18 protein-coding genes, 1 tRNA gene and 1 pseudogene are annotated in these 25,465 nt (G+C 71.7%); 5 read left to right on the top strand and 15 right to left on the bottom strand.

Translation table 11 applies throughout. The features are described from left to right. The first annotated feature begins 52 nt into the window (after positions 1–52). Positions 53–775 carry an MBL fold metallo-hydrolase gene (locus tag BFF78_RS28190; RefSeq protein WP_069780961.1) on the top strand — a complete coding sequence of 241 codons (723 nt, stop codon included), beginning with the start codon at positions 53–55 and terminating at the stop codon, positions 773–775. Positions 776–809: 34 nt separating this feature from the next. After that, a complete protein-coding gene (locus BFF78_RS28185; protein WP_069780960.1) occupies positions 810–1,622 on the top strand; it encodes a DUF3097 domain-containing protein in 813 nt (270 codons plus the stop codon). Between the two features lie 57 nt (positions 1,623–1,679). Here the strand turns inward: BFF78_RS28185 and hemW are convergent, their stop codons facing one another. The 4 genes from hemW to lepA form a co-directional block, all read right to left on the bottom strand. After that, positions 1,680–2,912 (bottom strand): radical SAM family heme chaperone HemW, encoded by a 1,233-nt coding sequence (gene hemW / locus BFF78_RS28180; RefSeq protein WP_069783861.1) that lies wholly within the window; start codon positions 2,910–2,912, stop codon positions 1,680–1,682. Between the two features lie 27 nt (positions 2,913–2,939). After that, positions 2,940–4,760 carry an ATP-binding SpoIIE family protein phosphatase gene (locus BFF78_RS28175; protein WP_193433681.1) on the bottom strand — a complete coding sequence of 607 codons (1,821 nt, stop codon included), beginning with the start codon at positions 4,758–4,760 and terminating at the stop codon, positions 2,940–2,942. Between the two features lie 220 nt (positions 4,761–4,980). Next, entirely contained in the window at positions 4,981–6,855 is a 1,875-nt protein-coding gene (locus BFF78_RS28170) for an AMP-dependent synthetase/ligase (RefSeq protein WP_069780958.1), read from the bottom strand. A 282-nt stretch (positions 6,856–7,137) separates the two neighbouring features. Next, positions 7,138–9,012, bottom strand: coding sequence for a translation elongation factor 4 (gene lepA, locus BFF78_RS28165; RefSeq protein ID WP_069780957.1), 1,875 nt, complete (start codon positions 9,010–9,012; stop codon positions 7,138–7,140). Between the two features lie 227 nt (positions 9,013–9,239). Here lepA and rpsT point away from each other — a divergent pair, with 227 nt between their 5' ends. Continuing rightward, on the top strand, positions 9,240–9,506 hold the full coding sequence (gene rpsT, locus BFF78_RS28160; RefSeq protein WP_067006864.1) for a 30S ribosomal protein S20: 267 nt from the start codon (positions 9,240–9,242) through the stop codon (positions 9,504–9,506). Between the two features lie 689 nt (positions 9,507–10,195). Here rpsT and holA read toward each other — a convergent pair. From holA to leuS, 8 genes and pseudogenes are all read right to left on the bottom strand, one after another. After that, on the bottom strand, positions 10,196–11,185 hold the full coding sequence (holA, locus tag BFF78_RS28155) for a DNA polymerase III subunit delta (RefSeq protein WP_069780956.1): 990 nt from the start codon (positions 11,183–11,185) through the stop codon (positions 10,196–10,198). Positions 11,186–11,272: 87 nt separating this feature from the next. Then, a complete protein-coding gene (locus BFF78_RS28150; protein ID WP_069780955.1) occupies positions 11,273–11,518 on the bottom strand; it encodes a hypothetical protein in 246 nt (81 codons plus the stop codon). Between the two features lie 141 nt (positions 11,519–11,659). Continuing rightward, a complete protein-coding gene (locus BFF78_RS28145; RefSeq protein ID WP_069780954.1) occupies positions 11,660–12,496 on the bottom strand; it encodes an arylamine N-acetyltransferase family protein in 837 nt (278 codons plus the stop codon). Positions 12,497–12,521: 25 nt separating this feature from the next. Further along, the gene (locus tag BFF78_RS28140) at positions 12,522–15,266 is read right to left on the bottom strand and encodes a ComEC/Rec2 family competence protein (RefSeq protein WP_079161514.1); all 2,745 of its coding nucleotides are present in this window, start codon (positions 15,264–15,266) and stop codon (positions 12,522–12,524) included. Then, on the bottom strand, positions 15,263–16,483 hold the full coding sequence (locus BFF78_RS47435) for a ComEA family DNA-binding protein (RefSeq protein WP_099054948.1): 1,221 nt from the start codon (positions 16,481–16,483) through the stop codon (positions 15,263–15,265). Before BFF78_RS47435 ends, BFF78_RS28140 begins: the two co-directional genes overlap by 4 nt. Before the next feature lie 117 nt (positions 16,484–16,600). After that, positions 16,601–17,445 (bottom strand): annotated as a pseudogene (locus BFF78_RS28130) (DegV family protein). Positions 17,446–17,517: 72 nt separating this feature from the next. Beyond that, the gene (locus BFF78_RS28125) at positions 17,518–18,249 is read right to left on the bottom strand and encodes a hypothetical protein (protein WP_069780951.1); all 732 of its coding nucleotides are present in this window, start codon (positions 18,247–18,249) and stop codon (positions 17,518–17,520) included. Between the two features lie 140 nt (positions 18,250–18,389). Beyond that, the gene (leuS, locus tag BFF78_RS28120; RefSeq protein WP_069780950.1) at positions 18,390–21,269 is read right to left on the bottom strand and encodes a leucine--tRNA ligase; all 2,880 of its coding nucleotides are present in this window, start codon (positions 21,267–21,269) and stop codon (positions 18,390–18,392) included. Between the two features lie 424 nt (positions 21,270–21,693). Here leuS and BFF78_RS28115 point away from each other — a divergent pair, with 424 nt between their 5' ends. Further along, positions 21,694–22,968, top strand: coding sequence for a cytochrome b/b6 domain-containing protein (locus BFF78_RS28115; RefSeq protein WP_193433551.1), 1,275 nt, complete (start codon positions 21,694–21,696; stop codon positions 22,966–22,968). After that, positions 22,969–24,579 (top strand): NADH-quinone oxidoreductase subunit NuoF family protein, encoded by a 1,611-nt coding sequence (locus BFF78_RS28110; protein WP_069780948.1) that lies wholly within the window; start codon positions 22,969–22,971, stop codon positions 24,577–24,579. Between the two features lie 115 nt (positions 24,580–24,694). Here the strand turns inward: BFF78_RS28110 and BFF78_RS28105 are convergent. From BFF78_RS28105 to BFF78_RS45620, 3 genes are all read right to left on the bottom strand, one after another. Continuing rightward, a tRNA-Ala gene (locus BFF78_RS28105) sits at positions 24,695–24,767 on the bottom strand. 185 nt (positions 24,768–24,952) lie between these two features. Further along, complete coding sequence (locus BFF78_RS28100) at positions 24,953–25,186, bottom strand: hypothetical protein (protein ID WP_006136074.1); 234 nt, start codon at positions 25,184–25,186, stop codon at positions 24,953–24,955. Between the two features lie 3 nt (positions 25,187–25,189). Further along, the gene (locus tag BFF78_RS45620) at positions 25,190–25,363 is read right to left on the bottom strand and encodes a hypothetical protein (protein ID WP_107121669.1); all 174 of its coding nucleotides are present in this window, start codon (positions 25,361–25,363) and stop codon (positions 25,190–25,192) included. Between the last annotated feature and the right edge of the window lie 102 nt (positions 25,364–25,465).

The raw sequence follows: 25,465 nt of genomic DNA, 5'->3' as shown, positions 1-25,465 counted from the left end.
CCCAGGGCAAGGTCGGTGCGGTCGGGACGGCGTGTGCGGCTAGCGTCGCGGTATGACGGTGACTTGGGAAGAGCTGGGGTGGGAGCGGTTGGCCGCGGGTGTCGGCCGGTGCCGCCTGCCCGGCTGGGACTGCACGGCGGGACTGGTCCTCGGCGAGGGTACGGCGCTGATGGTGGACGCCGGCTCCAGCCTGGCCGAGGGCGCGCGGCTGCGGGCCCAGGCCGAGGAACTGGCCGGCGTCCGTGTGACCCATCTCGCGCTGACCCACCCCCACTTCGACCATGTCTTCGGGGCGCCGGCCTTCGCGGGGGCGCAGATGTACGGCGCGGTGGGCGTCGACGCGGTGTTCGCCTACGAACGCGGTGAGCTGCGCCTGGACGCGGTGAGGAACGGACTCGCGGTGGCCGACGCGGACGAGGCCGTGGGCGCTCTCGTACCCCCCGCCCATCTGGTCTCCGGCGAGTGGACCCTCGACCTCGGCGGCGGCCGCCAGGTCCTGCTGGCGAACGTGGGCCCGGGTCACACCGCCCACGACCTGGCCGTATTGATCCCCGGCGCACCGGAGGTGGTCTTCTGCGGCGACCTGGTCGAGGAGTCCGGCGAGCCCCAGGCGGGCCCGGACGCGGTCCCGTCCCGTTGGCCGGACGCCCTGGACCGGCTGCTTTCGCTCGGTGGCGAGGACGCGCTGTACGTGCCCGGTCACGGAGCGGTGGTGGACGCGGGGTTCGTACGACGGCAACGGGACGCCCTGGCTACGCGTTTCGGCGTGTCGTGAGCACCGCGACACGGCTTCTCCTATCGTCATCCGAATGCGCCAGTACTCCGCCGACCTGACCCCGCCGTGGAAGAAGCCGAAGCCGGTGCCTGAGGTACCGGCCGAGCCGGGCCTGGTGGTGGAGGAGCCCGGCACCGGGTTCTGCGGGGCGGTGATCCGCTGCGAGGCGGGCACGGTGACGCTGGAGGACCGCTTCGGCAAGCACCGGGTGTTCCCGCTGGAGCCGGGGGGCTTCCTGCTGGAGGGCCGGGTGGTGACGCTGGTGCGGCCTTCGGCCGGTCCGGTACGCCCCACCCGTACCGCCTCCGGCTCGGTCGCCGTCCCCGGTGCCCGCGCCCGCGTGGCCCGCGCCGGCCGCATCTACGTCGAGGGCCGGCACGACGCCGAGCTGGTCGAGAAGGTGTGGGGCGACGACCTGCGCATCGAGGGCGTGGTGGTGGAGTACCTGGAGGGCGTGGACGACCTGCCCTCGATCGTGTCCTCCTTCGCGCCGGGCCCGGACGCGCGGTTGGGCGTGCTGGTGGACCACCTGGTGCCGGGCACGAAGGAGTGGCGCATCGCGGAGTCGGTGACCAGCGAACACGCCCTGGTGGTCGGCCACCCGTACATCGACATCTGGCAGGCGGTGAAGCCGGCCGCGCTGGGGATCGAGGCCTGGCCGGCGGTGCCGAAGGGGCAGGACTGGAAGACGGGCGTGTGCCGGGCGCTGGGCTGGCCGCCGGAGAACACCGGGGCGGTGTGGCAGGCGATCCTGAAGCGGGTGGGCTCCTACAAGGACCTGGAGCCGGAGTTGCTGGGGCGGGTGGAGGAACTGATCGACTTCGTCACGGGCAGCGGTGGGGCCTGACGTTCCCGTACGCGGCGAATCCGCTGGTGTCCCACTCGGATTCAGCCGCCGCAGTGATCAGTCCACCAGGTCCCGCACCACCGCGTCCGCCAGCAGCCGCCCGCGCAGCGTGAGCACGGCCCGCCCCTCGTCGTACGGACCTTCCTGGAGGAGTCCCTCCGCCAGCGCCCGCCGGGACGCGGCCAGACCCTGCTCCTTCAGCAGGGACAGCGGCGCCCCCTCCCGCAGCCGCAGCTCCAGCAGGATCCGCTCCACCCGCCGGTCCTCGTCGGACAGCAGCTCTCGGCCCGCCCCCGGCGACTTCCCCGACGCCAGTGCCGCCGCGTACGCCCCGGGATGCTTGACGTTCCACCAGCGCACCCCGCCCACGTGCGAGTGCGCCCCGGGACCCGCGCCCCACCAGTCGGCGCCCCGCCAGTACAGCTCGTTGTGCAGGCAGCGGCCCGCCTCCGAAGTGGCCCAGTTGGAGACCTCGTACCAGTCGAAGCCCGCCTTGCTCAGGGTCTCCTCCGCGATCAGGTACCGGTCCGCGTGCACGTCGTCGTCGGTCATCGGGACCTCGCCCCGGCGGATCCGGCGGGCCAGCTGCGTGCCCTCCTCGACGATCAGCGCGTACGCGCTGACGTGGTCCGGCCCGGCGCCGATCGCCGCGTCCAGCGAGGCCCGCCAGTCGTCGTCGCTCTCCCCCGGGGTGCCGTAGATCAGGTCGAGGTTGACGTGCCCGAAGCCCGCCGCCCGTGCCTCCGCGACGCAGGCCTCGGGGCGGCCCGGCGTGTGGGTGCGGTCGAGCACGCGCAGTACGTGCTGCCTCGCGCTCTGCATGCCGAAGGAGATCCGGTTGAAGCCGCCCTCCCGGAGCGTGGCGAGGTAGGCCGGATCGACGGACTCCGGGTTCGCCTCCGTCGTGATCTCCGCGTCCGGTGCCAGACCGAACTCGTTCCGGACGGCCCCCAGCATCCGTACGAGATCATCGGCGGCCAGCAGCGTGGGCGTACCGCCGCCGACGAAGACCGTACGGACCTCGCGCGGGTCGTCGCCGAGCACCTTCCGGGCGAGCCGGATCTCGTCCGTCAGCGTGTCCGCGTAGTTGTCGCGGGACGCCAGCACGCCGCCCGTGCCGCGCAGCTCGGTCGCGGTGTAGGTGTTGAAGTCGCAGTAGCCGCAGCGGGTCGCGCAGTACGGGACGTGGAGGTAGAACCCCAGGGGCCGCTCGGCGGCTCCGGCGAGCGCGTGCGCGGGCAGCGCGCCGTCGGCGGGGACGGGCTCGCCGTCGGGGAGTGCGGAAGGCATGTACTCCATTGTCCCGTACGCCGGCGGTCACTCCGCCTGGAGCACCAGCAGGGCGAGGTCGTCCTCGAGCGGACCCCCGCCGAAGTCGTCCACCAGGCGGCGGATCCTTTCCGCGATCAGTTCGGCGCTGAGGCCGGCGCAGCCGGACAGAGCGCGGGCGAGGCCGTCGCCGTCGTCGAACTGGCAGGAGCCGGAGCGCCGCTCGGTCACCCCGTCGGTGACGCACAGCAGGCTGTCACCGGGCCGCAGGTCCAGGGTCTCGCTGGTGTACGTCTCGTCCTCGACCACGCCGAGCAGGGTCTGCGGGCCGGCGGCGGTGCGCACGGTGCCGTCGGGGCTCAGGACGAGCGGAAGCGGGTGGCCGGCGGAGGCGAGGGTGCAGCGGACCCCGCCGTCGTACGGGGTCAGCTCGCCGTAGAGCAGGGACAGGAAGCGGGTCTGCGGACCGTCCCCGGTGGCCACCGGCCGGCCGCCGGCGGCGACGAGCGCGCGGGCGGCGGCGTCGGCGGCCTCGGTGGCGTCGTCCAGGAGGAGCTGGTTGAGGCGGTCGAGGACGTCGGCGACGCGGTAGCCCTCGCGGGCGAGGAGGCGCAGCCAGGGGCGGGCGAGGCCGATCACGACCGCCGCCTCCGGGCCCTTGCCCTGGACGTCCCCGACGGCGAAGCACCAGCGGCCGTCGCCCGCCGGGAACAGGTCGTAGAAGTCGCCGCTGGGTCCGCCCTTGTCGCAGGGCTCGTAGACGAGTGCGCTGCTCATGCCGGGGATGTGGGCGACGGCGCCGGGCAGCAGGCCGCGCTGGAGCACGGCGCTGATGGTGACCTGGCGGGCGTACTGGCGGGCCGCGCCGATGGCGAGGGCCACCCGGCGGCCGAGGTCCTCCACGAGGCCGGTGACCTCGTCGGGGAAGCGTGCGAGCCCGCAGCGGCCGATGACCAGCGTGCCGAGCGGCCGGGCGCCCGCGATCAGCCGGTACGCCAGCGCCGTACCGTCGGCGCCCTGCGGGCCGAGCGCATGGCCGGGCCACGGGTACGGCTCGGGGCCGCACCGCAGCCCGTCACTCGGGCAGGGTGGTTCCTTCTCCAGGGCGCAGCGCAGTTCCTCGATGCGGTTCTCGCTGGCGTGCCAGACCCGGTCGGGTCCGCCGCCGGCGCCGCCTCGCACGGTCGCCTCGTCCTCCAGCCACACCGCGCACCAGTCGGCGAGCCGGGGCACGATGAGCTGGCCGGTGAGTGCGGTGACCAGGCTCTCGTCCAGCTGTCCGGCGAGCAGGTCGGAGGCCTCGGCGAGGAAGGACAGCGCGCCCCGGCCGAGCCAGTCCCGGTCGCCGTCGGCGCGGTGCGGCTGCGGGGCCAGGTCCTCGGCGACCTCCAGGGCCGGGTCCGGTACGGGTGCGTCGGGGTCCTCGATGCCGCCCGGGGCCAGCCGGGCCCAGACCGTCTTGCCGCCTGCGCGGTAGGTGACGCCCCAGGACTCGGCAAGCGTGGTGACCAGCCGCAGTCCGCGCCCGTACTCGGCGCTGTCGTACGACCCCTCGCCGCCGAGGGCATCGCGCAGGGCGCGGGAGGGGTGCCGGTCGCTGACCTCCACGACGAACGCGGCGCTCTCCTCCAGCCGCCAGTCGACCTCCACGTCCGTACCGGCATGTACGACGGCGTTGGTGACCAGCTCGCTGACGACGGCCAGGGCGTCGTCGACGAGTCGCGCCGAGACCTCCGGCGCCTCGACCAGCGCGGCCCGCACCAGCGCCCGAGCCGTACCGGGCGCGAGAGGACTCCCGGACAGCACGGCCCGCCCCCGTACCTCCCTGTCCCGGGGCTCACTCTCCCGCTGCGCCGGTATGGCCGCCATGTCCATGCGGCCAGGGTGACAGACCGAGGGCACCTATAAGCAGTGAGTCACGGAAGTGGACAGAAGACGGCCACTTTCGAACGCCGGTGAGCGCAACTTACCCATGGGCGCGGGGAAAGGACGCGGGGCAAAGGCGCGGGGCAAAGGCGCGGGGACCGCACGACAGGCCACGTATCACCCGCGGCCGCCGACGGTCCCCCCCGCCCCTGTCGGGACCGTCCTACTTCTCCCTGGTCCCGGCGTACATCTCGTCGATGAGGTGCTTGTACTCCCGCTCGACCACGGGACGCTTCAGCTTCAGGCTCGGCGTGATCTCCCCGTGCTCCACATCGAGATCCCGCGGCAGCAGCCGGAACTTCTTCACGGTCTGCCACTTCTGCAGCCCGGCGTTGAGCTGCTGGACGTACCCGTCGATCATCTCCACCGTCTGCGGAGCTGCGACGACCTCCGCGTACGCCTTGCCCTCCAGCCCGTTCTCCTTGGCCCAGTCCAGGATGGCGAGCTCGTCCAGGGCGATGAGGGCGGTGCAGTAGTTCCGGTCGGCGCCGTGCACCAGGATGTTGGAGACGTACGGGCACACACCCTTGAACTGGCCCTCGACCTCGGCCGGTGCGACGTACTTGCCGCCGGAGGTCTTGATGAGGTCCTTCTTGCGGTCGGTGATGCGCAGATAGCCGTCGGGCGAGAGCTCGCCGATGTCCCCGGTGTGGAACCAGCCATCGGTCTCCAGCACCTCGGCGGTCTTCTCGGGCAGCCCGTGGTAGCCCTCCATGATGCCGGGGCCGCGCAGCAGGATCTCGCCGTCGTCGGCGATACGCACCTCCGTGCCGGGCAGCGGCTTGCCGACCGTGCCGGTGCGGTAGGCCTCGCCGGGGTTGACGAAGGAGGCCGCGGAGGACTCGGTGAGGCCGTAGCCCTCCAGGACGTGGATGCCGGCGCCGGCGAAGAAGTAGCCGATCTCGGGGGCGAGCGCGGAGGCGCCGGAGACGCAGGCGCGCAGCCGGCCGCCGAAGGCCTCGCGGAGCTTGCCGTAGACGAGGGTGTCGGCGACCTTGTGCTTGGCGGCCAGGCCGAACGGCACGGCGTGGTTGCCGGTGCGGCGGAAGTTGTCCTGGCTGACCTTGGCGTACTCGCGGGCCACCTCGGCGGCCCACTGGAAGATCTTGTACTTGGCCGGGCCGCCCTCGCGGGCCTTGGCGGCGACGCCGTTGTAGACCTTCTCGAAGATGCGCGGCACGGCCGCCATGTACGTCGGCTGCACCACCGGAAGGTTCTCGATGATCTTGTCGACGCGGCCGTCCACGGCGGTGACGTGCCCGACCTCGATCTGCCCCGAGGTGAGCACCTTGCCGAAGACGTGCGCGAGCGGCAGCCACAGGTACTGCACGTCCTCGGCGCTGATCAGGCCGGTCGCGGCGATCGCCTTCGCCATGTACGCCCAGTTGTCGTGCGGGAGCCTGACTCCCTTGGGGCGGCCGGTGGTGCCGGAGGTGTAGATGAGGGTGGCGAGCTGGTCCCGCTTGATCGCGCCGACCCGCTCCTTGATCAGCTCGGGGTGGGTCTCCAGGTAGGCGGCGCCGCGCCGCTCCAGCTCGGCGAGGGTGATGACCCAGTCGTCCGTCTCGGCGCCGGCCGGGTCGATGACGACGACCTTGGTCAGGTCGGGCAGCTCGGCGCGCTTCTCGACGGCCTTGGCGACCTGGGCCGCGTCCTCGGCGATCAGCACCCGGCTCTCGGAGTCGGAGAGGATGAAGGCCGATTCGTCCGCGTTGGTCTGCGGGTAGATCGTGGTCGTCGCGCCGCCCGCGCACATGATGCCGAGGTCCGCCAGGAGCCACTCGACCCGGGTGGAGGAGGCGAGCGCCACGCGCTGCTCGGGCTGCACACCCAGCTCGATGAGGCCGGCCGCGATCGCGTACACCCGCTCGGCCGCCTGCGCCCAGCTGAGCGACTTCCAGTCGTCGGGGCCCTGGCCGGAGGCGGGGGCCACCGGATAGCGGTAGGCCTCGGCGTCCGGTGTGGCCGCCACGCGCTCCAGGAAGAGGGCCGCCACGGACGGCGGACGGTTCTCGATCAGGGTCTGTGTGTCGCTCACGACATCCTCCGGGCCCGCGACGGTGCGGCTGTACTCGGTGCGGCTGGGTTAACTCACGGTGGGGGTGGGAACTGCTGTCGCGCTGTTGTTTAACTCGCGAGTAACTATCGAGCAGGGATCAGAGTAAGCCGCGACCGGCCGCTGCGTAAGGGGCATCGGCCTGTCTGTTTCCCCGCATGTTCCACGGAGAGCGACGTTACGCACGCGTAGGGGCCCGCCGCACTTTCGCACGGCGGGCCCCCTTGTGTCCCGTTTGAGGACGTAACCCGTTGTTACCGCTGGTTACTTCTTGCCCTTGGCCGACCCCGCGCTGTCATCGCTGGACAGGACGGCGATGAAGGCTTCCTGCGGAACCTCCACGGAACCCACCATCTTCATCCGCTTCTTGCCTTCCTTCTGCTTCTCCAGCAGCTTGCGCTTACGGGAGATGTCACCGCCGTAGCACTTGGCGAGGACGTCCTTGCGGATGGCGCGGATCGTCTCGCGGGCGATGACCCGGGAGCCGATGGCGGCCTGCACCGGCACCTCGAAGGCCTGCCGCGGGATCAGCTCCTTGAGCTTGGCGACGAGCCGCACGCCGTACGCGTACGCCTGGTCCTTGTGGGTGATCGCCGAGAAGGCGTCCACCTTGTCGCCGTGCAGCAGGATGTCGACCTTGACCAGGGAGCTGGTCTGCTCGCCGGTGGGCTCGTAGTCCAGCGAGGCGTAGCCGCGGGTCTTGGACTTCAGCTGGTCGAAGAAGTCGAAGACGATCTCCGCGAGCGGCAGCGTGTAGCGGATCTCGACCCGGTCCTCCGAGAGGTAGTCCATGCCGAGCAGGGTGCCGCGCCGGGTCTGGCACAGCTCCATGATCGAGCCGATGAACTCGGTGGGCGCGAGGATGGTGGCCCGCACGACCGGCTCGAAGACCTCGTTGATCTTGCCCTCGGGGAACTCGCTCGGGTTGGTGACCGTGTGCTCGCTGCCGTCCTCCATGACCACGCGGTAGACCACGTTGGGGGCGGTGGCGATCAGGTCGAGGCCGAACTCGCGCTCCAGCCGCTCCCGGATCACGTCCAGGTGCAGCAGGCCGAGGAAGCCGACGCGGAAGCCGAAGCCGAGGGCGGCGGAGGTCTCCGGCTCGTAGACCAGCGCGGCGTCGTTGAGCTGCAGCTTGTCCAGGGCCTCGCGCAGCTCCGGGTAGTCGGAGCCGTCGAGCGGATACAGACCGGAGAAGACCATGGGCTTGGGGTCCTTGTACCCGCCGAGCGCCTCCGTCGCCCCCTTGCTCTGGCTGGTGACGGTGTCACCGACCTTGGACTGCCGGACGTCCTTCACGCCGGTGATGAGATAGCCCACCTCACCGACGCCGAGGCCGTCGGCCGGCAGCATCTCGGGCGAGCTGACGCCGATCTCCAGCAGCTCGTGCGTGGCGCCGGTGGACATCATCCTGATGCGCTCGCGCTTGTTGAGCTGGCCGTCGATGACACGGACATACGTCACGACACCGCGGTACGAGTCGTACACCGAGTCGAAGATCATCGCGCGGGCGGGCGCGTCGGCGACGCCCACCGGCGCCGGGATCTCCTTGACGACCTTGTTCAGCAGCGCGTCGACGCCGAGACCGGTCTTCGCGGAGACCTTGAGGACGTCGTCCGGATCGCAGCCGACCAGGTTCGCCAGCTCCTCGGCGAACTTCTCCGGCTGGGCGGCCGGCAGGTCGATCTTGTTCAGTACGGGGATGATCGTGAGGTCGTTCTCCATCGCCAGGTAGAGGTTGGCGAGGGTCTGCGCCTCGATGCCCTGGGCCGCGTCGACGAGGAGGATGGTCCCCTCACAGGCGGCGAGCGACCGCGAGACCTCGTAGGTGAAGTCGACGTGCCCCGGGGTGTCGATCATGTTGAGGATGTGGGTCGTGCCCTGGTCGGGGCCCTCGGTGGGGGCCCAGGGCAGACGCACCGCCTGGGACTTGATCGTGATGCCGCGCTCGCGCTCGATGTCCATCCGGTCGAGGTACTGAGCACGCATCTGCCGCTGCTCGACCACACCGGTCAGCTGGAGCATCCGGTCGGCGAGCGTGGACTTGCCGTGGTCGATGTGCGCGATGATGCAGAAATTGCGGATCAGAGCCGGGGCGGTACGGCTCGGCTCGGGCACATGGTTAGGGGTCGCGGGCACGCAGGGTCCTGTCTCTTGAGGCGCCTTATGCCTCGGGTCGGATCGATACGTAGTCTCCATGGTCCCACGCGGAGGGACCGGGCACCGTTTTGGGCCGCTCGCAGGGCCACTGGTACTGTAGATGGCTGTGCCTCATGCCCTCTCAGCGCGAGGCGCGTCAGAGAAATTTTGGATCACCGGTACGGGACCTTTCCCGGCCCGGCACCTGAACCTGAAAAGGCTCCTTCGTGGCGAACATCAAGTCCCAGATCAAGCGGATCAAGACCAACGAGAAGGCTCGGCTGCGCAACAAGGCCGTCAAGTCCTCCCTGAAGACCGCGATCCGCAAGGCCCGTGAGGCCGCTGCCGCGGGTGACGTCGAGAAGGCCACCGAGCTGCAGCGCGCTGCCGCGCGTGCGCTCGACAAGGCCGTCTCGAAGGGCGTCATCCACAAGAACCAGGCCGCCAACAAGAAGTCGGCGCTTGCTTCCAAGGTCACGTCCCTCAAGGGCTGAACCCACTTTTTGATCTGACCGCCGGAAGGACCCAGAGCGGGCCCTCTCTCATCCGCTCCCGTCCGGCACCCCGAGCCTGTACGCGGCCTGCGTTCGCCACGCGGGTACGGGCTCAGCAGCTTCAACCGAGGGCCTCGGTGCTCTCCCTTCCCCAGGGAGAACGCCGGGGCCTTCGGCATGCGTTGGCGCGGTGCCGTGGGCGCCTTCAGCCGACGGATTCCGGTGGTGGGTGGGCTAGACGGAGTCCGGGGGCGGAGCCCTGGGGGCTGGGGCGAAGTCCCTGGCGGGGGCTGGGGTGGAGCCTCCGGCGGGGGCTGAGGCGGAGCCCCTCGCGGGGTCCGAGGTGGGGCCCCTGGCGGACTGGGGCGAAGTCCCTGGCGGGGGCTTGAGGTGGAGCCTCCGGCGGGGGCTGAGGTGGAGCCCCTCGCGGGATCCGAGGTGGAGTCGCTCGCGGGCTGGGGCGAAGTCCCTGGCGGGGGCTGAGGTGGAGCCTCCGGCGGGGGCTGAGGCGGAGCCCTCGCGGGCTGCGACGAAGCCCCTCGCGGGGTCCGAGGCGGAACCCCCAGCGGGGTCCGAGGCGGAACCCCCAACGAGGTCCGAGGCGGAACCCCCAGCGGGGTCCGAGGTGGAACCCCAACGGAGGCTGAGACGGAGCCCCCGGCGGAGGCTGAGGTGGAGCCCAGGACCGCCTATCCGCGCCCGCGGGACCGAGCGGCCCGGGCGATCACCACAACGGCCTTCTCCAACGCGTACTCGGGATCATCCCCACCGCCCTTCACCCCCGCGTCGGCCTCCGCGACGGCCCGCATCGCCACCGCAACCCCGTCCGGCGTCCACCCCCGCATCTGCTGCCGGACCCGATCGATCTTCCACGGCGGCATCCCCAGCTCCCGCGCCAGATCGGCCGGCCGCCCCCCGCGCGCGGAGGACAGCTTCCCGATCGCCCGCACCCCCTGGGCCAGCGCACTGGTGATCATCACCGGCGCCACTCCCGTCGCCAGCGACCATCTGAGCGCCTCCAGCGCCTCCGCCGTGCGCCCCTCCACGGCCCGGTCGGCGACCGTGAAGCTGGAGGCCTCGGCCCGGCCGGTGTAGTACCGCCCGACGACCGCCTCGTCGATCGTCCCCTCCACGTCGGCGACCAGCTGGGAGACCGCCGAGGCCAGCTCCCGCAGATCGCTGCCGATGGCGTCGCACAGCGCCTGGCACGCCTCCGCAGTGGCCGACCGCCCGAACGAACGGAACTCGCCCCGCACGAAGGCCAGCCGGTCCGCCGGCTTGGTCATCTTCGGACAGGCCACCTCCCGCGCACCCGCCTTGCGCGCGGCGTCCAGCAGCCCCTTGCCCTTGGCCCCGCCCGCGTGCAGCAGCACGAGGGTGATCTCCTCGGCGGGTGCCCCGAGATACGCCTTCACGTCCTTGACCGTGTCGGCGGACAGGTCCTGCGCATTGCGTACGACCACGACTTTCCGCTCGGCGAAGAGCGATGGACTGGTGAGCTCGGCGAGCGTGCCGGGCTGCAACTGGTCCGAGGTGAGGTCGCGTACGTCCGTGTCGGCGTCGGCGGCCTTGGCGGCGGCCACCACCTCCTGCACGGCACGGTCGAGCAGGAGGTCCTCCTGGCCCACGGCGAGAGTCACCGGGGCGAGAGGGTCGTCATTCGCAGTCTTCCTGGCCATCACTCACAGCATCCCACGCGGCACTGACAACGAACCGGCCCCGGCACCCTGACCGGTCCCGGACCGCACCCCGAGTCCGCCTCGGGGTCACGGCTCCTCGCGCCAGCCGTCCCACTCCCCGGCGAACTCGTCCAGCTCCGCCGGGTCCAGCCGCTCGTCCTCGTCCCGCAGGACCACCAGCCACTGCGCGTCCTCGGCGTCGTCCTCGCCGGCCAGCGCCTCCCGGACGAGGTAGGGCTCCTCGTCCAGGCCGAACCGCTCCCCGAGCGCCTCGGCCGCCTCCTCGGCGGCATCCCGGTCGGGCAGCACCAGCACATGTCTCACATCGCTCACGGGCTCATTCTCCGGCACGGCACACAAGGCCTTGGACGGCCCCGTACGACCAGGTCAGGCCTGGGACACGAGCCGCGTACCGAGGTCGACGCGGAGGCTCGGCCCGAGCGTGAAATCGCCCCGGCGCAATGCAAGTCCGAATCAAGCGTTGAGATTCCTGTCTCGCACAGTCGGCACACCGCCCAGCTCGATCCCGAACCGCTCCCGGTACGCCGTCAGCACCTCCTCGTCCCTCCCCAACTCCTCTGACGTACGCCGCCCGTCACCGGCCGTCGTCTTCAGTACCCGTCCGCTCAGCGTGACCCTCCCTCCGTCCTCGGTGACCCGCGAGCAGACCAGCGACCGGGTGAAGTGCGACAGCGGCGAGGTGCTGTGCCACCAGGCCCCGGCCGCGAAGTCCCCGAGCACCCTGGCCCGCGTCTCCAGCCGGTACTGCGGCCTGCCGTCCCGTACGACGTCCAGGTCCCCGGTCCCGGCCGGGCCGTCGCCGCGCACCCCGGCCTTGTCCGGCCCGGCCTCCACCACCCGGAACACCCCGCCGGGATCTCCCTGCTCGCCACGTTCCTCGTACCTCAGCGGGTAGTGGCTGTGCCCCCCGAACCCGACGTCCGCGAGCCAGATGTCCCCGTCCACCGTCCGCACCCGCAGGGCGAGATGGTCGTACGGGATGCCGAGCCGCCCCTCGTCGCCGTACACGCGTGCCGCGAGCAGGTCGACCTCATAGCCCAGGGCGGCCAGCAACCCGCCGAACGAGCCGTTCAGTTCGTAGCAGAAGCCACCCCGCCCGCGTCCGGTCAGCTTGTCCACCAGCGAATCCTCCTCCAGCGCGATCTCCTCGCCGAGGTGGACCGACAGGTTCTCGAAGGGGACGGTCCGCAGATGGCGGAGATGGAGCTCGCGCAGTGCCTGCCCGGTGGGCCGCTGCGGGCGCTCGGCCCCGATCCGGCGGAGATAGGCGTCGACCTGGCTTGAGTTCATGCACCCAGTCTGGGCGAACCGGTCCTCAGTCTCTCGCCACCCGTACCTCCCCACCCGGCCCTCCCGTCCCGCCGACCGCGAGCTCCCCGTCCCGGTCGGTGCGCAGCACCAGCGCCCCGCCCGCCCGCAGCGCCGCCACGGTCGCCGGCGCCGGATGGCCATAGGGGTTGTCGGCTCCGCAGGAGATGAGCGCCACCCGGGGAGCCGCGAGCCGTATCAGGTCCGGGTCCTGATAGGCCGAGCCATGATGGGCCACCTTCAGTACGTCCACTCCGGCCAGCTCGGCCGCAGCCGGTGACCGGGACAACGCCTGCTGGGCCGGCGGTTCGAGATCGCCCAGCAACAGCAGCCGCAGTCCGCCCGAGCGGACCAGCATCGCGACGCTGGCGTCGTTCGGGCCGTCCGGCTCCGGCACCGGGCCCGGCCATGCCGGGGCCTGTGGGTCCGAGGGCTGCCCCGTGCTCGGTGGAGGCCACAGGACCCGCCAGGAGAGCGCTCCGGTGCGCCGTTCCTCTCCCGCGACGGCCCGCCTGAGCGGGATGTGCCGTGCCGCCGCCTCCCTCGTGACGAACTCGGCCTGGTCGGCGGGTTCCTCGAAGCCCGTGGTCTCGATCGCGGCCACCGAACGGCCCCGCAGCACACCGGGCAGTCCCGCCACGTGGTCGGCGTGGAAGTGGGTCAGGACGAGCAGCGGGACGCGCGTGATGCCCAGCTGCCGCAGACAGTGGTCGACCAGCGCCGGATCGGGTCCGGCGTCCACGACCACCCCGGCTCCCGCCCCCGCCGCCAGTACGGTCGCGTCGCCCTGGCCGACATCGCACATCGCGAACCGCCAGCCCGGCGGCGGCCAGCCCGTGATCATCCGGGTCAGCGGGGCCGGCCGCACCACCGCCAGCACGAGCAGCACCCCGAGCAGCCCGCACAACCAGGGGTGCCGCGTGAGCCGCCGGCCGGCCAGCACGACGGCCACGGTGACCGCCGCCAGCGCCAGCGCCCCCGGCCAGCTTCCCGGCCAGCCCACTGCCGCGCCGGGCAGCGCCGCCCCGGTGCGGGCCACACCGGCGATCCATCCGGCGGGCCAACTCGCACACCAGGCGAGGACTTTGGCGGGTGCCATCGCCACCGGCGCCGTCATGAGCGCCGCGAACCCCAGCACCGTGGCCGGTGCCACCGCCACCTCGGCCAGCAAATTGCACGGCACCGCCACCAGGCTCACCCGCGCCGACAGCACCGCCGTGACCGGGGCGCACACCGCCTGTGCCGCGGCAGCCGCCGCCAGCGCCTCCGCGAGCCTCGGCGGCACCCGGCGCCGCCGCAGCGCCTCGCTCCAGCCCGGTGCCAGCACGAGCAGCGCGCCGGTGGCCAGCACGGACAGCAGGAAGCCGTAACTGCGGGCCAGCCAAGGGTCGTAGAGGACCAGCAGCAGGACGGCCGTGGCCAGTGCCGGGATCAGGGATCTGCGGCGCCCGGTGGCCAGGGCGAGCAGTGCGACCGTGCCGCAGACGGCGGCCCGCAGCACGCTGGGGTCGGGCCGGGACACGATCACGAATCCCAGCGTGAGCACTCCGGCGAGCAGGGCGGTCGCCCGCAGTGAGAGCCCCAGACGCGGGGCCAGGCCGCGGCGCTCGACCTGCTGGGCCAGTCCGGGCGGCCCGATGAGCAGGGCGAGCAGCACGGTGAGGTTGCTGCCGGACACGGCCAGGGTGTGCGCCAGGTCCGTCTCCTTGAACGCGTCGTCCAGCTCGGGCGTGATCCGTGAGGTGTCCCCGACGACCAGCCCGGGAAGGAGCGCCCGCGCGTCCCCCGGCAGACCGTCGGTCGCCTCCCGCAGCCCGGCCCTGAGCCGTCCCGCGAGCCGCTGCGCCCCGCTGGGCCCCGCCACGATCCGCGGGCCCGGCCGGCCACGCACCCGCAGCACGGCCGCCGTCCGGTCCCCGCCCGTCAGCGCGGGCGCCAGCCGCCCGGTCACCCGCAGCCGCGTGGACGGCAACAGCGCGAGCCAGGCGCCCCGCGCATCTCGGGCGACGGCCCCCGCCGCACTCCTCTGCGCCGATCTGCCGGCCGGCGCCACGCCTATCTGATCCCTACGAACCGCCCTCCCGTCCCCTGCCGGTGCGTCCCCGTCGACGACCAGCAGCACCGGAGTTCGCGTCCGCACGCTCATCCCGTCGCTCTGCTCGACGCGCCGCACCTCCGCCCGGACCAGCACCGCCACCGGCGCCGCGTGATCGCCGCGCACCCGCGGCCGGCTCAGCCGGGGGTCACCGCTCACCTCGACCTCGGCGGTCACGGTCGCGTACCGCCCGGCCAACTCGGGCACCGGCCCGCTCCGTACGTCCGCGCCGTGCAGACCGGCCGAGGTGGCCGCCGCGGCAACGCAGAGCAGCACGGCGGCGGCCGAAGCACGGGCCCAGGCGAACCGCCCGAGCACCCGCCCGGCCCGCGCCCTCTGCCCGGGCGGCCCGGACCTCAGCGCCCACAACAGGACGACTCCGCCGACCAGACAGACGATCGCGATCCCGGCCGTCCAGCCGGTCGGTGTGTCCAGCGTCAGGGCCGCCGTGGCCCAGGCCGCGAGCGCGGGCGGCACCAGGCGCAGATCCAGGGGGCCCGCCCGGTCGCCGCGCACGGTCCCGTGTTCCTCGGGGCCGCGGCCCACGACACCACGGGCACCCGTTTCCCCCGACCGGCCGCCTCCGCGCGCGGCATCCGCGCGTACGCCGGTCCTTCCGCCGTGCCCCGGCGGTCCGCCATCGATCACGCGGCTCATGGCCGTACCAGGTTCCGTAGATCGCTGAAGCGGCGGTCGCCGATGCCGTTGACCTCGCGCAGTTCGTCCACCGAGCGGAAACCGCCGTGCTGGGTGCGGTATTCGATGATGTGCTGCGCCAGGACCGGGCCGACTCCGGGGAGCGCATCGAGCTGGTCCGCCGTGGCCGTGTTGAGGGAGACGGGCGCCGCGGGACCCGCGCCGGCCGGGGCGGAGGCCGGTCCGGCCGACGGGCCGGCTGGAGCCATCGCCCCGCCGGGTGCGCCGACGACGACCTGTTCGCCGTCGGCCAGGAAGCGGGCCCGGTTGAGGCCGTCGGTGTTCACGCCCGGACGGACACCGCCCGCTGCCCGCAGGGCGTCGGCCACCCGGGAACCGGCCGGCAACCGCCGGATCCCGGGGTTGCGGACCTTGCCGCTGACGTCCACGACGATCTGCCCGCCCGGCGTCGGCGAGGCACCCGCGCCCGCGCCGGCCCCGGCCCCGGTCTTCGCGTCATCCCCTTTCTTGACGAAGGGCCTCTCGGCGCGCGCTACTTGAGGGGCGCTCACGGACTCGGTCCGCCCGGCCCAGAAGTGCTGCACGGCGAACACGGCGGCGACCACGAGCACCACGGCGAGCGCCACCACACCCCGTCGCTCCACGCCGTACCGGGCCTGCAACCACACCGGCATCCGCTCCCGCAGAGCCAGCCCGGCCCGTTCCCTCCAGCCGGGGCCGACGGGGTCTGGCGACTCCAACGGCCTTACCGGCCCGGCTTGTTCGTGGTTTTTGGCCGTGTTCATGGCCGGCGTCGGCCAGTCGGTCGGCACGGCGTTCGGTGGTGCGGTCGGACCAGGTGCGGCCGTGGTCGCAGCTGTCCTCGCTGTGGTCAGTCCGGGCGCCCGGCCCGTGACCGTTGCCGTCGCCCGAGCGGCCGGCGGACGCGCGGGCCCCTTCCCGTCCGGTGCCGGCGCCTCCCCGTCCGGTGCGTGCCCCTCACCGTCCGGCGGTCCGTTCCCCGACTCCCGCCACCGTACGGCCCGTTCACCGAAGAGGAGTTCCGCTCGGCGGCGCAGTTCGTCGGCCGGTGCCGGCGGGCGGTGGCGGGCGCGGCGATGGTGGACGTCGCGGTGGTGGTCGATGCCGCGGCGGTGGCGGATACGGCCGTCGGAGGTGGGACCACGGCCGGGGCCGCTGGTCGCAGTGGCTGTGCGTGAACGTGATCGAAGTGCCATGCGACGAGGATGGGACACCCCGTCGATTCGCGATGATCTTGGTCAATTCCCGGGGACGACCGCCCGGTTGTGGACAACTCCGCCACCCGTACGAGTGACGCTCAGCCGGGTGAGGGGTCAGCGGGGTGAGACCACGGCTCCGAGCAGTCCGGGACCGGTGTGTGCCCCGATCACCGCCCCGACCTCGCTGACATGGAGGTCGGCCAGGCCCGGCACCCGTTCCCGCAGCCGGTCGGCGAGCGCGGCGGCGCGGTCGGGGCGGCGAGATGGTGGACGGCGATGTCGACCTCGGCGCCGCCCGCCCGCTCGGCCGCGATCTCCTCCAGACGCGCGATGGCCTTGGATGCCGTACGGACCTTCTCGAGCAGCTCGATGCGGCCGCCGTCCAGCTGGAGCAGGGGTTTGACGGCGAGCGCGGATCCGAGCAGGGCCTGTGCCGCTCCGATGCGGCCGCCGCGGCGCAGATAGTCGAGGGTGTCGACATAGAAGTAGGCGGACGTGCCCGCGGCCCGCTTCTCGGCGGCCGTGACGGCCTCGTCCATCGTGCCGCCGGCTTCGGCGGCCTCGGCCGCGGCGAGCGCGCAGAAGCCGAGGGCCATCGCGACCATCCCGGTGTCCACCACCCGTACCGGCACCGGTGCCTGGCGCGCCGCGAGGACCGCAGCGTCGTAGGTGCCGGACAACTCGGCGGACAGGTGCAGGGAGACGATTGCGGCGGCGCCGGACTCGGCGACCCTGCGGTAGGTTTCCGCGAACACCTCGGGGCTCGGGCGCGAGGTCGTGACGGCTCGCCGCTTCTGCAGTGCCTGGGCCAGGGAGCGGGTCGAGATCTCGGTGCCCTCTTCGAGTGCCTGGTCGCCGAGGACCACGGTCAGGGGTACCGCGGTGATGCCGTGACGCTCCATCGTCCGCGGCGGCAGGTAGGCCGTTGAATCGGTGACGATCGCGACATGGCGGGACATGAGCTGGAGGTTACCTGCCGTAGGGCTCGCGCGGCAGCCCGGCCCCCGTGCTGCGGTCGGGAAGCGGCCCGCTCAGGTCGTGCTCTCGGGGCGGGGCTTCTTCTGCCAGGGGTGGGCGAGGCGGGGCGACGGCGGGGTGATCGCCTGTGGCGCCGGCTCCTCGGCGGGGTGCGGCGCGTGGGAACGGGCGTTGTGTGCCGCCGGGCCGTCGGCAGCGGACGCGGCGTCGGGCCGCTGCCCCGGCGCCGGTGCGGGCCCGGCCGGGGTCCAGTGGCGCAGTGCGTCGGCCTCCATGTCTATCTGGTCGCTGAGCGCGCCCAGATCGTCGTCGACGAAGCGGCGCGCCCGGTCGCGGACGGCCCAGCGCAGCGAGTCCGCGGACTTGGTGATGCGCTCGGTGCGGCCGCGCAACTCGGGCAGCCGTGCGGTGAGCTCGGCCCGGTCGGGCTCCGACTCCAGCCGCCTGAGGTCGGCGTCCAGCTCGCGCCCGTGCGCGCTGAGCCGCTCGAAGAGGCCGAGGGACTCCCTCAGCGACTCGTCCTCCGCCGCGCCCGCCCGCAGCGCGTCCTGGGTTGCCCGCATGGAGGTGCGCAGCGCGAGCCGCAGCTGTGCGATCTCGGCGGCCGGGCCGACCTGGACGAAGGACTTGGCGCGCAGGGTGTGGTCCTCGACCGTGCGGCGGGCCTGGTCGATCGTCCGGTCCACCCCGCGCTTGGCAGCGCCGACCGCCTTGACCGTGGCGTACACGCCCAGTCCGATGAAGAACAGGAAGAGCAGGGCGAACACGGCGATCACTGCTTCCACGACGCTCCTCCTCCGGCGGGTGCGGCACACGCCGCTGCGCTTTCCACGGTAAACGCAGCGGGCAGGTCCGGAGTTCCAGAAGAACCCCGAACCTGCCCGTAGGGGACTACCCCGAGACGCTGCCCGCCGTTCGCCGGACGTTACGCCGGAACGATGTTCACCAGCTTCGGCGCCCGGACGATCACCTTGCGGATGCCCGCGCCGTCCAGCGCCGCGACGACCTTCTCGTCGGCCAGCGCCACCTTCTCCAGCTCCTCCTCGGAGATGGCCGGCGGCACCTCCAGACGGGCCTTGACCTTGCCCTTGATCTGCACGACGCAGGTCACGGTCTCGTCCACGACGTAGTCGGGGTCGGCGACCGGGAAGTCCTGGTGGACGACCGAGTCGGTGTGGCCCAGCTTGCGCCACAGTTCCTCGGCGATGTGCGGGGCCAGCGGGGCGACCATCAGCACCAGCGGCTCGGCCACGGAACGCGGCACCGCGGTCCCGGCCTTGGTCAGGTGGTTGTTCAGCTCGGTGACCTTGGCGATGGCGGTGTTGAAGCGCAGGCCCTCCAGGTCCTGCCGTACGCCGTCGATCGCCTTGTGCAGGGCACGCAGCGTGTCCTCGTCGGGCGCCGCGTCCACCGCCGTGACCTCGCCGGTGTTCTCGTCGACGATGTTGCGCCACAGCCGCTGCAGCAGCCGGAACTGGCCGACCACCGCGCGCGTGTCCCACGGCCGGGAGACGTCCAGCGGGCCCATCGCCATCTCGTACAGGCGCAGGGTGTCGGCGCCGTACTCGGCGCAGATCTCGTCCGGGGTCACCGCGTTCTTCAGCGACTTGCCCATCTTGCCCAGCAGACGGGAGACCTTCTCGCCCTGGTAGTAGTAGGCGCCGTCGCGCTCCTCCACCTCGGCGGCCGGTACCGCGATGCCACGGCTGTCGCGGTAGACGTAGGCCTGGATCATGCCCTGGTTGAACAGCTTGTGGAACGGCTCGGCCGAGGACACGTGGCCCAGGTCGTACAGCACCTTGGACCAGAAGCGCGCGTACAGCAGGTGCAGCACGGCGTGCTCGGCGCCGCCCACGTACAGGTCGACACCACCGTGCGGCTGGCCCCCGCGCGGGCCCATCCAGTACTGCTCGATCTCGGGGTCGACCAGCTGCTGTTCGTTGTGCGGGTCCAGGTAGCGGAACTCGTACCAGCAGGAACCGGCCCAGTTGGGCATGGTGTTGGTCTCGCGGCGGTACTGCTTCGGCCCGTCGCCCAGGTCCAGGGTGACGTTGACCCACTCCTCGTTGCGCGACAGCGGGGTCTCGGGCTGGGTGTTCGCGTCGTCCGCATCGAAGGTGCGCGGGCTGTAGTCCTCGACCTCGGGCAGCTCCAGCGGCAGCATCGACTCGGGCAGCGCGTGGGCGACGCCGTCCTCGTCGTAGACGATCGGGAAGGGCTCGCCCCAGTAGCGCTGGCGGCTGAACAGCCAGTCGCGCAGGCGGAAGTTGACCGTGCCCTCGCCGATGCCCTTGTCCTGCAGCCATGCGGTGATGCGGGCCTTGGCCTCGGCGACGCCCAGGCCGTCCAGGGAGACCTCGTCGCTCGCCGAGTTGACCAGCTTCGCCTCGTACGCCACGAACGCGTCGTCCCACGCCGAGGTGTCGGTGCCACGGCCGTCGGTCGGCTCGACCACACAGCGGATCGGCAGCTCGAAGGCGCGGGCGAAGGCGAAGTCACGGGCGTCGTGCCCCGGGACGGCCATGATCGCGCCGGTGCCGTAGCCCATCAGGACGTAGTCGGCGATGAAGACGGGGATCTGCTCGCCGTTGACCGGGTTGGTCGCGAACGCGCCGGTGAAGACGCCGGTCTTGTCCTTGGCCTCGGCCTGGCGCTCGACGTCGGACTTCGAGGCGGCCTGCGCGCGGTAGGCGGCGACGGCCTCGGCCGGGGTGGCGTGGCCACCGGTCCAGACCTCGTGCGTGCCCTCGGGCCAGGCCTCGGGGGTGAACTTCTCCACCAGCGGGTGCTCGGGCGCCAGCACCATGTAGGTGGCGCCGAACAGGGTGTCCTGGCGGGTGGTGAAGATCGTGATGTGCTCGCCGTCGATCGGGAAGTCGACGCGGGCGCCCTCGGAGCGGCCGATCCAGTTGCGCTGCTGCAGCTTGATGGCCTCGGGCCAGTCCAGCTCCTCCAGGTCCTCCAGCAGGCGGTCGGCGTAGGCGGTGATGCGCATGTTCCACTGGCGCAGCTTGGCCTTGAAGACCGGGTAGTTGCCGCGCTCGGAGCGGCCGTCGGCGGTGACCTCCTCGTTGGCCAGTACGGTGCCCAGGCCCGGGCACCAGTTGACCGGCGCGTCGGAGGCGTAGGCCAGGCGGTACTCACCCAGGACGTCGGCGCGCTCGCGGGCGCTCAGCTCGCTCCACGCGCGCGTGGTGCCCGCGATCGCGCGCTCACCGGACTCGAACTGCGCGACCAGCTCGGAGATCGGGCGGGCCTTCCTCGCCTCGTCGTCGTACCAGGAGTTGAAGATCTGCAGGAAGATCCACTGGGTCCACTTGTAGTAGTCCGGGTCGATCGTGGCGAAGGACCGGCGCTTGTCGTGGCCCAGGCCCAGCCGGCGCAGCTGGGCCTTCATGTTCTCGATGTTGGCCTCGGTGGACACGCGCGGGTGCGTGCCGGTCTGCACGGCGTACTGCTCGGCGGGCAGGCCGAAGGCGTCGAAGCCCAGGGTGTGCAGGACGTTGTGGCCGGTCATGCGCTGGAACCGGGCGAAGACGTCGGTGGCGATGTAGCCCAGCGGGTGACCGACGTGCAGGCCCGCACCGGAGGGGTACGGGAACATGTCCATGACGAACTTCTTGGGCCTGGCGACCAGCTCGGGATCACCGGCCAGGTCGCCCTTGGGGTTCGGCGCCGCGTACGTGCCGTGGGCGTCCCAGAAGTCCTGCCAGCGTGCCTCGATCTCGGCTGCCATGGCGGCCGTGTAGCGGTGCGGCGCGGCCTCCGCCGGCGTGGCGGCGGCAGCAGGGTTCGTCTCGCTCATGATCCTCAAAGCTCCATCGATCGTCTCTGCCTGCGGAAATGAAAAAGCCCCTCGCACAGGAGGGGACGCCGCGCCGATGCCGACCTCACGGTGCGACCCGGGGTCGGTACTGATCAGCGCGGCCCGCTAAGCAGAAGGCGTACGGCACGCATGGCGTTAGGGTACCGCAGGCCCTGAGCAAGCGGCGACGACCTTGAGTAAGCCGCGACGCGCTTCCGTATCCCTTGTGGACATGCCAGAACCCAAGGGGGAGAGCTGAACAAAGGTCAACAATTACTTCGCGTACCGTCCACTAAGGGACATCGACCCAGTCACATTGTCCGTTGATAACAACGCAATAACTCAAACCCCGTACTGATCGGTATGGCTCCACTTAGAGTTCGGCAGCGGGACCGCTTTCCCGAAACTGCTCGGAGTTGCCCCCATGAACCCTCGTCGTAGTACCCGCTCCCTCCCCAAACCCGGCCGTTCGGCCTATGGGGTGGCATCGGCCGTCGTTCTGCTGCTCATACCCGTGATCGTGCTGGTCGGAGGCAACCAGTTCCGCGACTTCCTGAACTTCGGCGCGGGCGTGTTGTCCCTGGTCTCGCTCAGCTGCTCGGTGATCTGGGGCCTGTTCGCGCAGGACCGCATCTTCCTGAACACCCGGCAGCGGATCGTCGGCCAGGCGGTGCACCGGACCACCGCGGTCGCCTCGATCGCGTTCCTGCTGCTGCACATCACCACGAAGATCGCGCTCGGCCACACGCAGGTGATCGCCGCCATCATTCCGTTCTCGCTCGGCGTCACCGGAATCGGCGGCCTGATCGGACTGGGCTCGCTGGCGGGCCTGCTGATGATCTTCGTGGGCATCACCGGCGCCCTGCGCAGCAATTTCGCCACCCCGGCCCCCGTCGCCGCCCGCTGGCGCGCCATGCACATGCTCGCCTACCCGGCCTGGTGCGCGGCACTGATCCACGGCCTCTACGCGGGCCGCGCCGCCAAGCCGATCTTCGTGATCCTGTACAGCCTGTCCCTGCTGGGCGTGATGGGCGCCCTCGCGCTGCGTAGCGCCCCGCGCCCGGTCAAGCGCAAGGTCGCCGACCGGCTGGTGGCGCTGTTCGGCAGTTCGGAGCGGCCGGGATTCGAGGAGCTTGAGGCGAGCCGTTCCCGGGCGGCCGAGCCTGCGCCCGCGAGCTTCGAGGGCCGGCGCGAGCCCAGGGCGGCAGCCGCCCCGTCCGCGCCGCTGTACCAGTCCCCCGCCGCCCCCGCCGCCGCACCCGCGTCGGGCTTCGCGGCCGCCTACCGCGCCGTCTCCACGCCGGGCCGCTCCCGGCAGCCGTACCCGACCGGCCAGACGGCGCGCATGGATCTGCCGCTGGACATGCAGGCCACGGAGGCCATGCCGCGCATGGACGGACAGTCCGGCACCTCGGGCAGCTGGCCGATCCCGTCCCCGCCGCCGGTCGGCGAGGCCCCGCGGTCCGCGTACGACCCGCTGCAGGACACCGGACACACCATTCCGGTCTACGACAATTCAGGCGCTGCCGGCTACGGCGGAAGTGACATGTACGACACCGGTGAGACAAACGGCCTCTATGGCACGTACAACGCCAGTGACACGTACAACAGCGGTCCCGCTACCGAAACGCTGCCCGGCGTGTCCTACGACACACCGGGTTCGGGCGAACCTTGGAACACGCCGTCCGGAGGCTTTTAAGTGAACGAGGCCCTGCCCGACGTCCCCGAAGTCCGCGTGGTCGGCCTTCCCCAGCTCACGTCGGGCTTCGACCTTGTGGAACGACTCGACCTGCCCATGCACCTGAAGGTGCACGGGCCGCTCGACCCGCTCGGCGGCGAGCAGCTCGCGCAGCTCGCCGAACGCATCAACCTCAAGGGCCGCGGCGGCGCGGGCTTCCCGTTCCACAAGAAGCTGCGTTCGGTCGCCGAGTCGGCGATCAAGCGCGGGGTGCGGCCGGTCGTCGTGGTCAACGGCAGCGAGGACGAACCGGCCTGCCGCAAGGACACGGTGCTGATCAACCGCGCCCCGCACCTGATCCTGGACGGCGCGTTGTTGTGTGCCGAGGCGCTCGGGGCGCGAACGCTTGTGATCGGTGTCACACGGGAGTCCACACAGCGCTCCATGGAGGCCGCGCTCGCCGAACGCGGTCTGAGCAACAGCCGTAGATCGGCGCTACGCGCGTGGGTGCAGCGCAACCCGGTGCGCATGGTCACCGGCGCCGCCGCCTCGCTGATCCGCTCGATCGACGGCGGCCCCGCGATCCCGCCCGGCCGCAAGATCAGCGCCTCGCAGAGCGGTGTCGGCGGCGCGCCCACGCTGCTGTCGAACGCGGAGACGTTCGCCCAGCTGGCCATAGCCGCCCGCATCGGCCCCGAGCGCTACGGCAACACCGGCCTGTACGACGAGCCGGGCACCGTCATGCTCACCGTGTCCGGCGCCGTGGCCCGCCCGATGGTGCTCGAGGTCCCCACGGGCGTGCCGCTGCGGTACGTGCTGCAGCTGGCGGGCGCCCCGCCGGTGCCGCAGGGCGTGCTGACCGGCGGCTACCACGGCAAGTGGATCGACGCGGCGACCGTCAACGAGGCGATCGTCTCCCGTAACTCGCTGGACGCGGTGGGCGGTTCGCTGGGCGCGGGCGCGATCCTGCCGATCAGCCAGGACACCTGCCCGCTGGGCGAGTCACTGCGGGTGGCGCAGTGGCTGGCCGAGGAGAGCGCGGGCCAGTGCGGCCCCTGCTACCTCGGGCTGCCGGCCGCCGCGCGCGGCATGGAGGACATCCTCAACGGCGGCGGTCCGGCCGCCCTGGAGGCCCTCAAGCAGGTCGCGAAGAACGTCAAGCGCCGTGGCGCGTGTTCGCACCCGGACGGCTCGGCGATGTTCCTGGAGTCGACCATCAAGGCGTTCACCGACGACCTGGCCGCGCATGTCCTCGGAAACGGCTGCGGACGGCCCGTGGAGGGCGTTCTGCCGCTCTTCGAGGGGGGCAAGGCGCCCACGGGCATCCCCGGCGGCGGAGAGCCCGAGGAGACCGGCGGCAGCCGTCAGAAGATCTACGTCGACTGGACGCTGTGCCGGGGCCACGGACTGTGCGCCGACATCCTCCCCGAGGTGTTCGAGCTCGGCGCCGACGGTTTCCCGACCGTCGCCCAGGCGCAGGTGCCGCGGTACGCGGAGGCGAAGGCGCTGCGTGCGGTGCGCCGCTGCCCGGCGCTCGCCCTGCGTCTGGAGGAGGACACGCGCGGGCAGGCGCCGTCGCGCAACCTGCCGGTCGTCTCGCAGGGCCGAGGCCGGCGCGCACTCGGGCGTTGAGCGCATGAAGGGGGCGGGTCACCCGGTCGGGTGACCCGCCCCCTTCATGCGCCCGCGTCGTTGCGCAACACGCCGAAGGCGGACCATCCATCGGATGATCCGCCTTCAACTTCTGTGGAGCTAAGGAGAATTGAACTCCTGACCTCCTGCATGCCATGCAGGCGCTCTACCAACTGAGCTATAGCCCCTTGTTTTTCGTTTCGCCCGGTTCCCCCGGCGACGACGTAAACATTACAGGCCCGGGGACGCAGCGCCAAATCGGTTTCAGGTTCGCCCGATACGACACCAATGTCCGGATTTTTCCGGAGCCCTGGTCTTGACGCCTCCGGCCCTCCACGCAGGCGCTGGGGCCCGGCGTCGGTGGCGGGCGGGCTCAGGCCGTCACGAAGGAGTAGAACCGCTTGAGTGTGCAGTGCTCTTCGAGAAGGCGGCCGTAGATCGGCTCCCCCTCCAATTCCCGGTACGTCTCGATCGGGTCGCCTTTTATGATCAGCGCCCGCGCGCATTCCTCGCACCAGTACTGGTAGTCGGGATTGATCGGCTCCATGTCGCGGACGATCGGAGTACCGCTCCCACACCAGTCGCACTTTCGCCTGTGTGCACCCATCGATCAGCTCCAGCTGTGGCCGCAGGCCGTGCACACGTAGGAGATTCCGCCGTTGTCGCCGAGGACTTGGGCGACATGCGCGGAACCGCAGGAAGGGCAGCTCAGGCGGGTGGTCGTGTCCCGTATCAACGCCGCACCGAGGAGGTGGCCGACCTCCCCAAGGATGCTCGCAGGCATCGCTACTCCCTCCCGTCGGGCCGCGCCCCCTTCCGGCCGTTTGATTCTGCCACGGCCGGAGCAATACGGTCAGCGACGCCTCAGTACCAGTCCGGACACGGC

Origin of the sequence: Streptomyces fodineus (assembly GCF_001735805.1) — a bacterium.
Taxonomy (GTDB): Bacteria; Actinomycetota; Actinomycetes; order Streptomycetales; family Streptomycetaceae; genus Streptomyces; species Streptomyces fodineus.
This window is presented reverse-complemented; position numbering and strand designations above follow the sequence as displayed.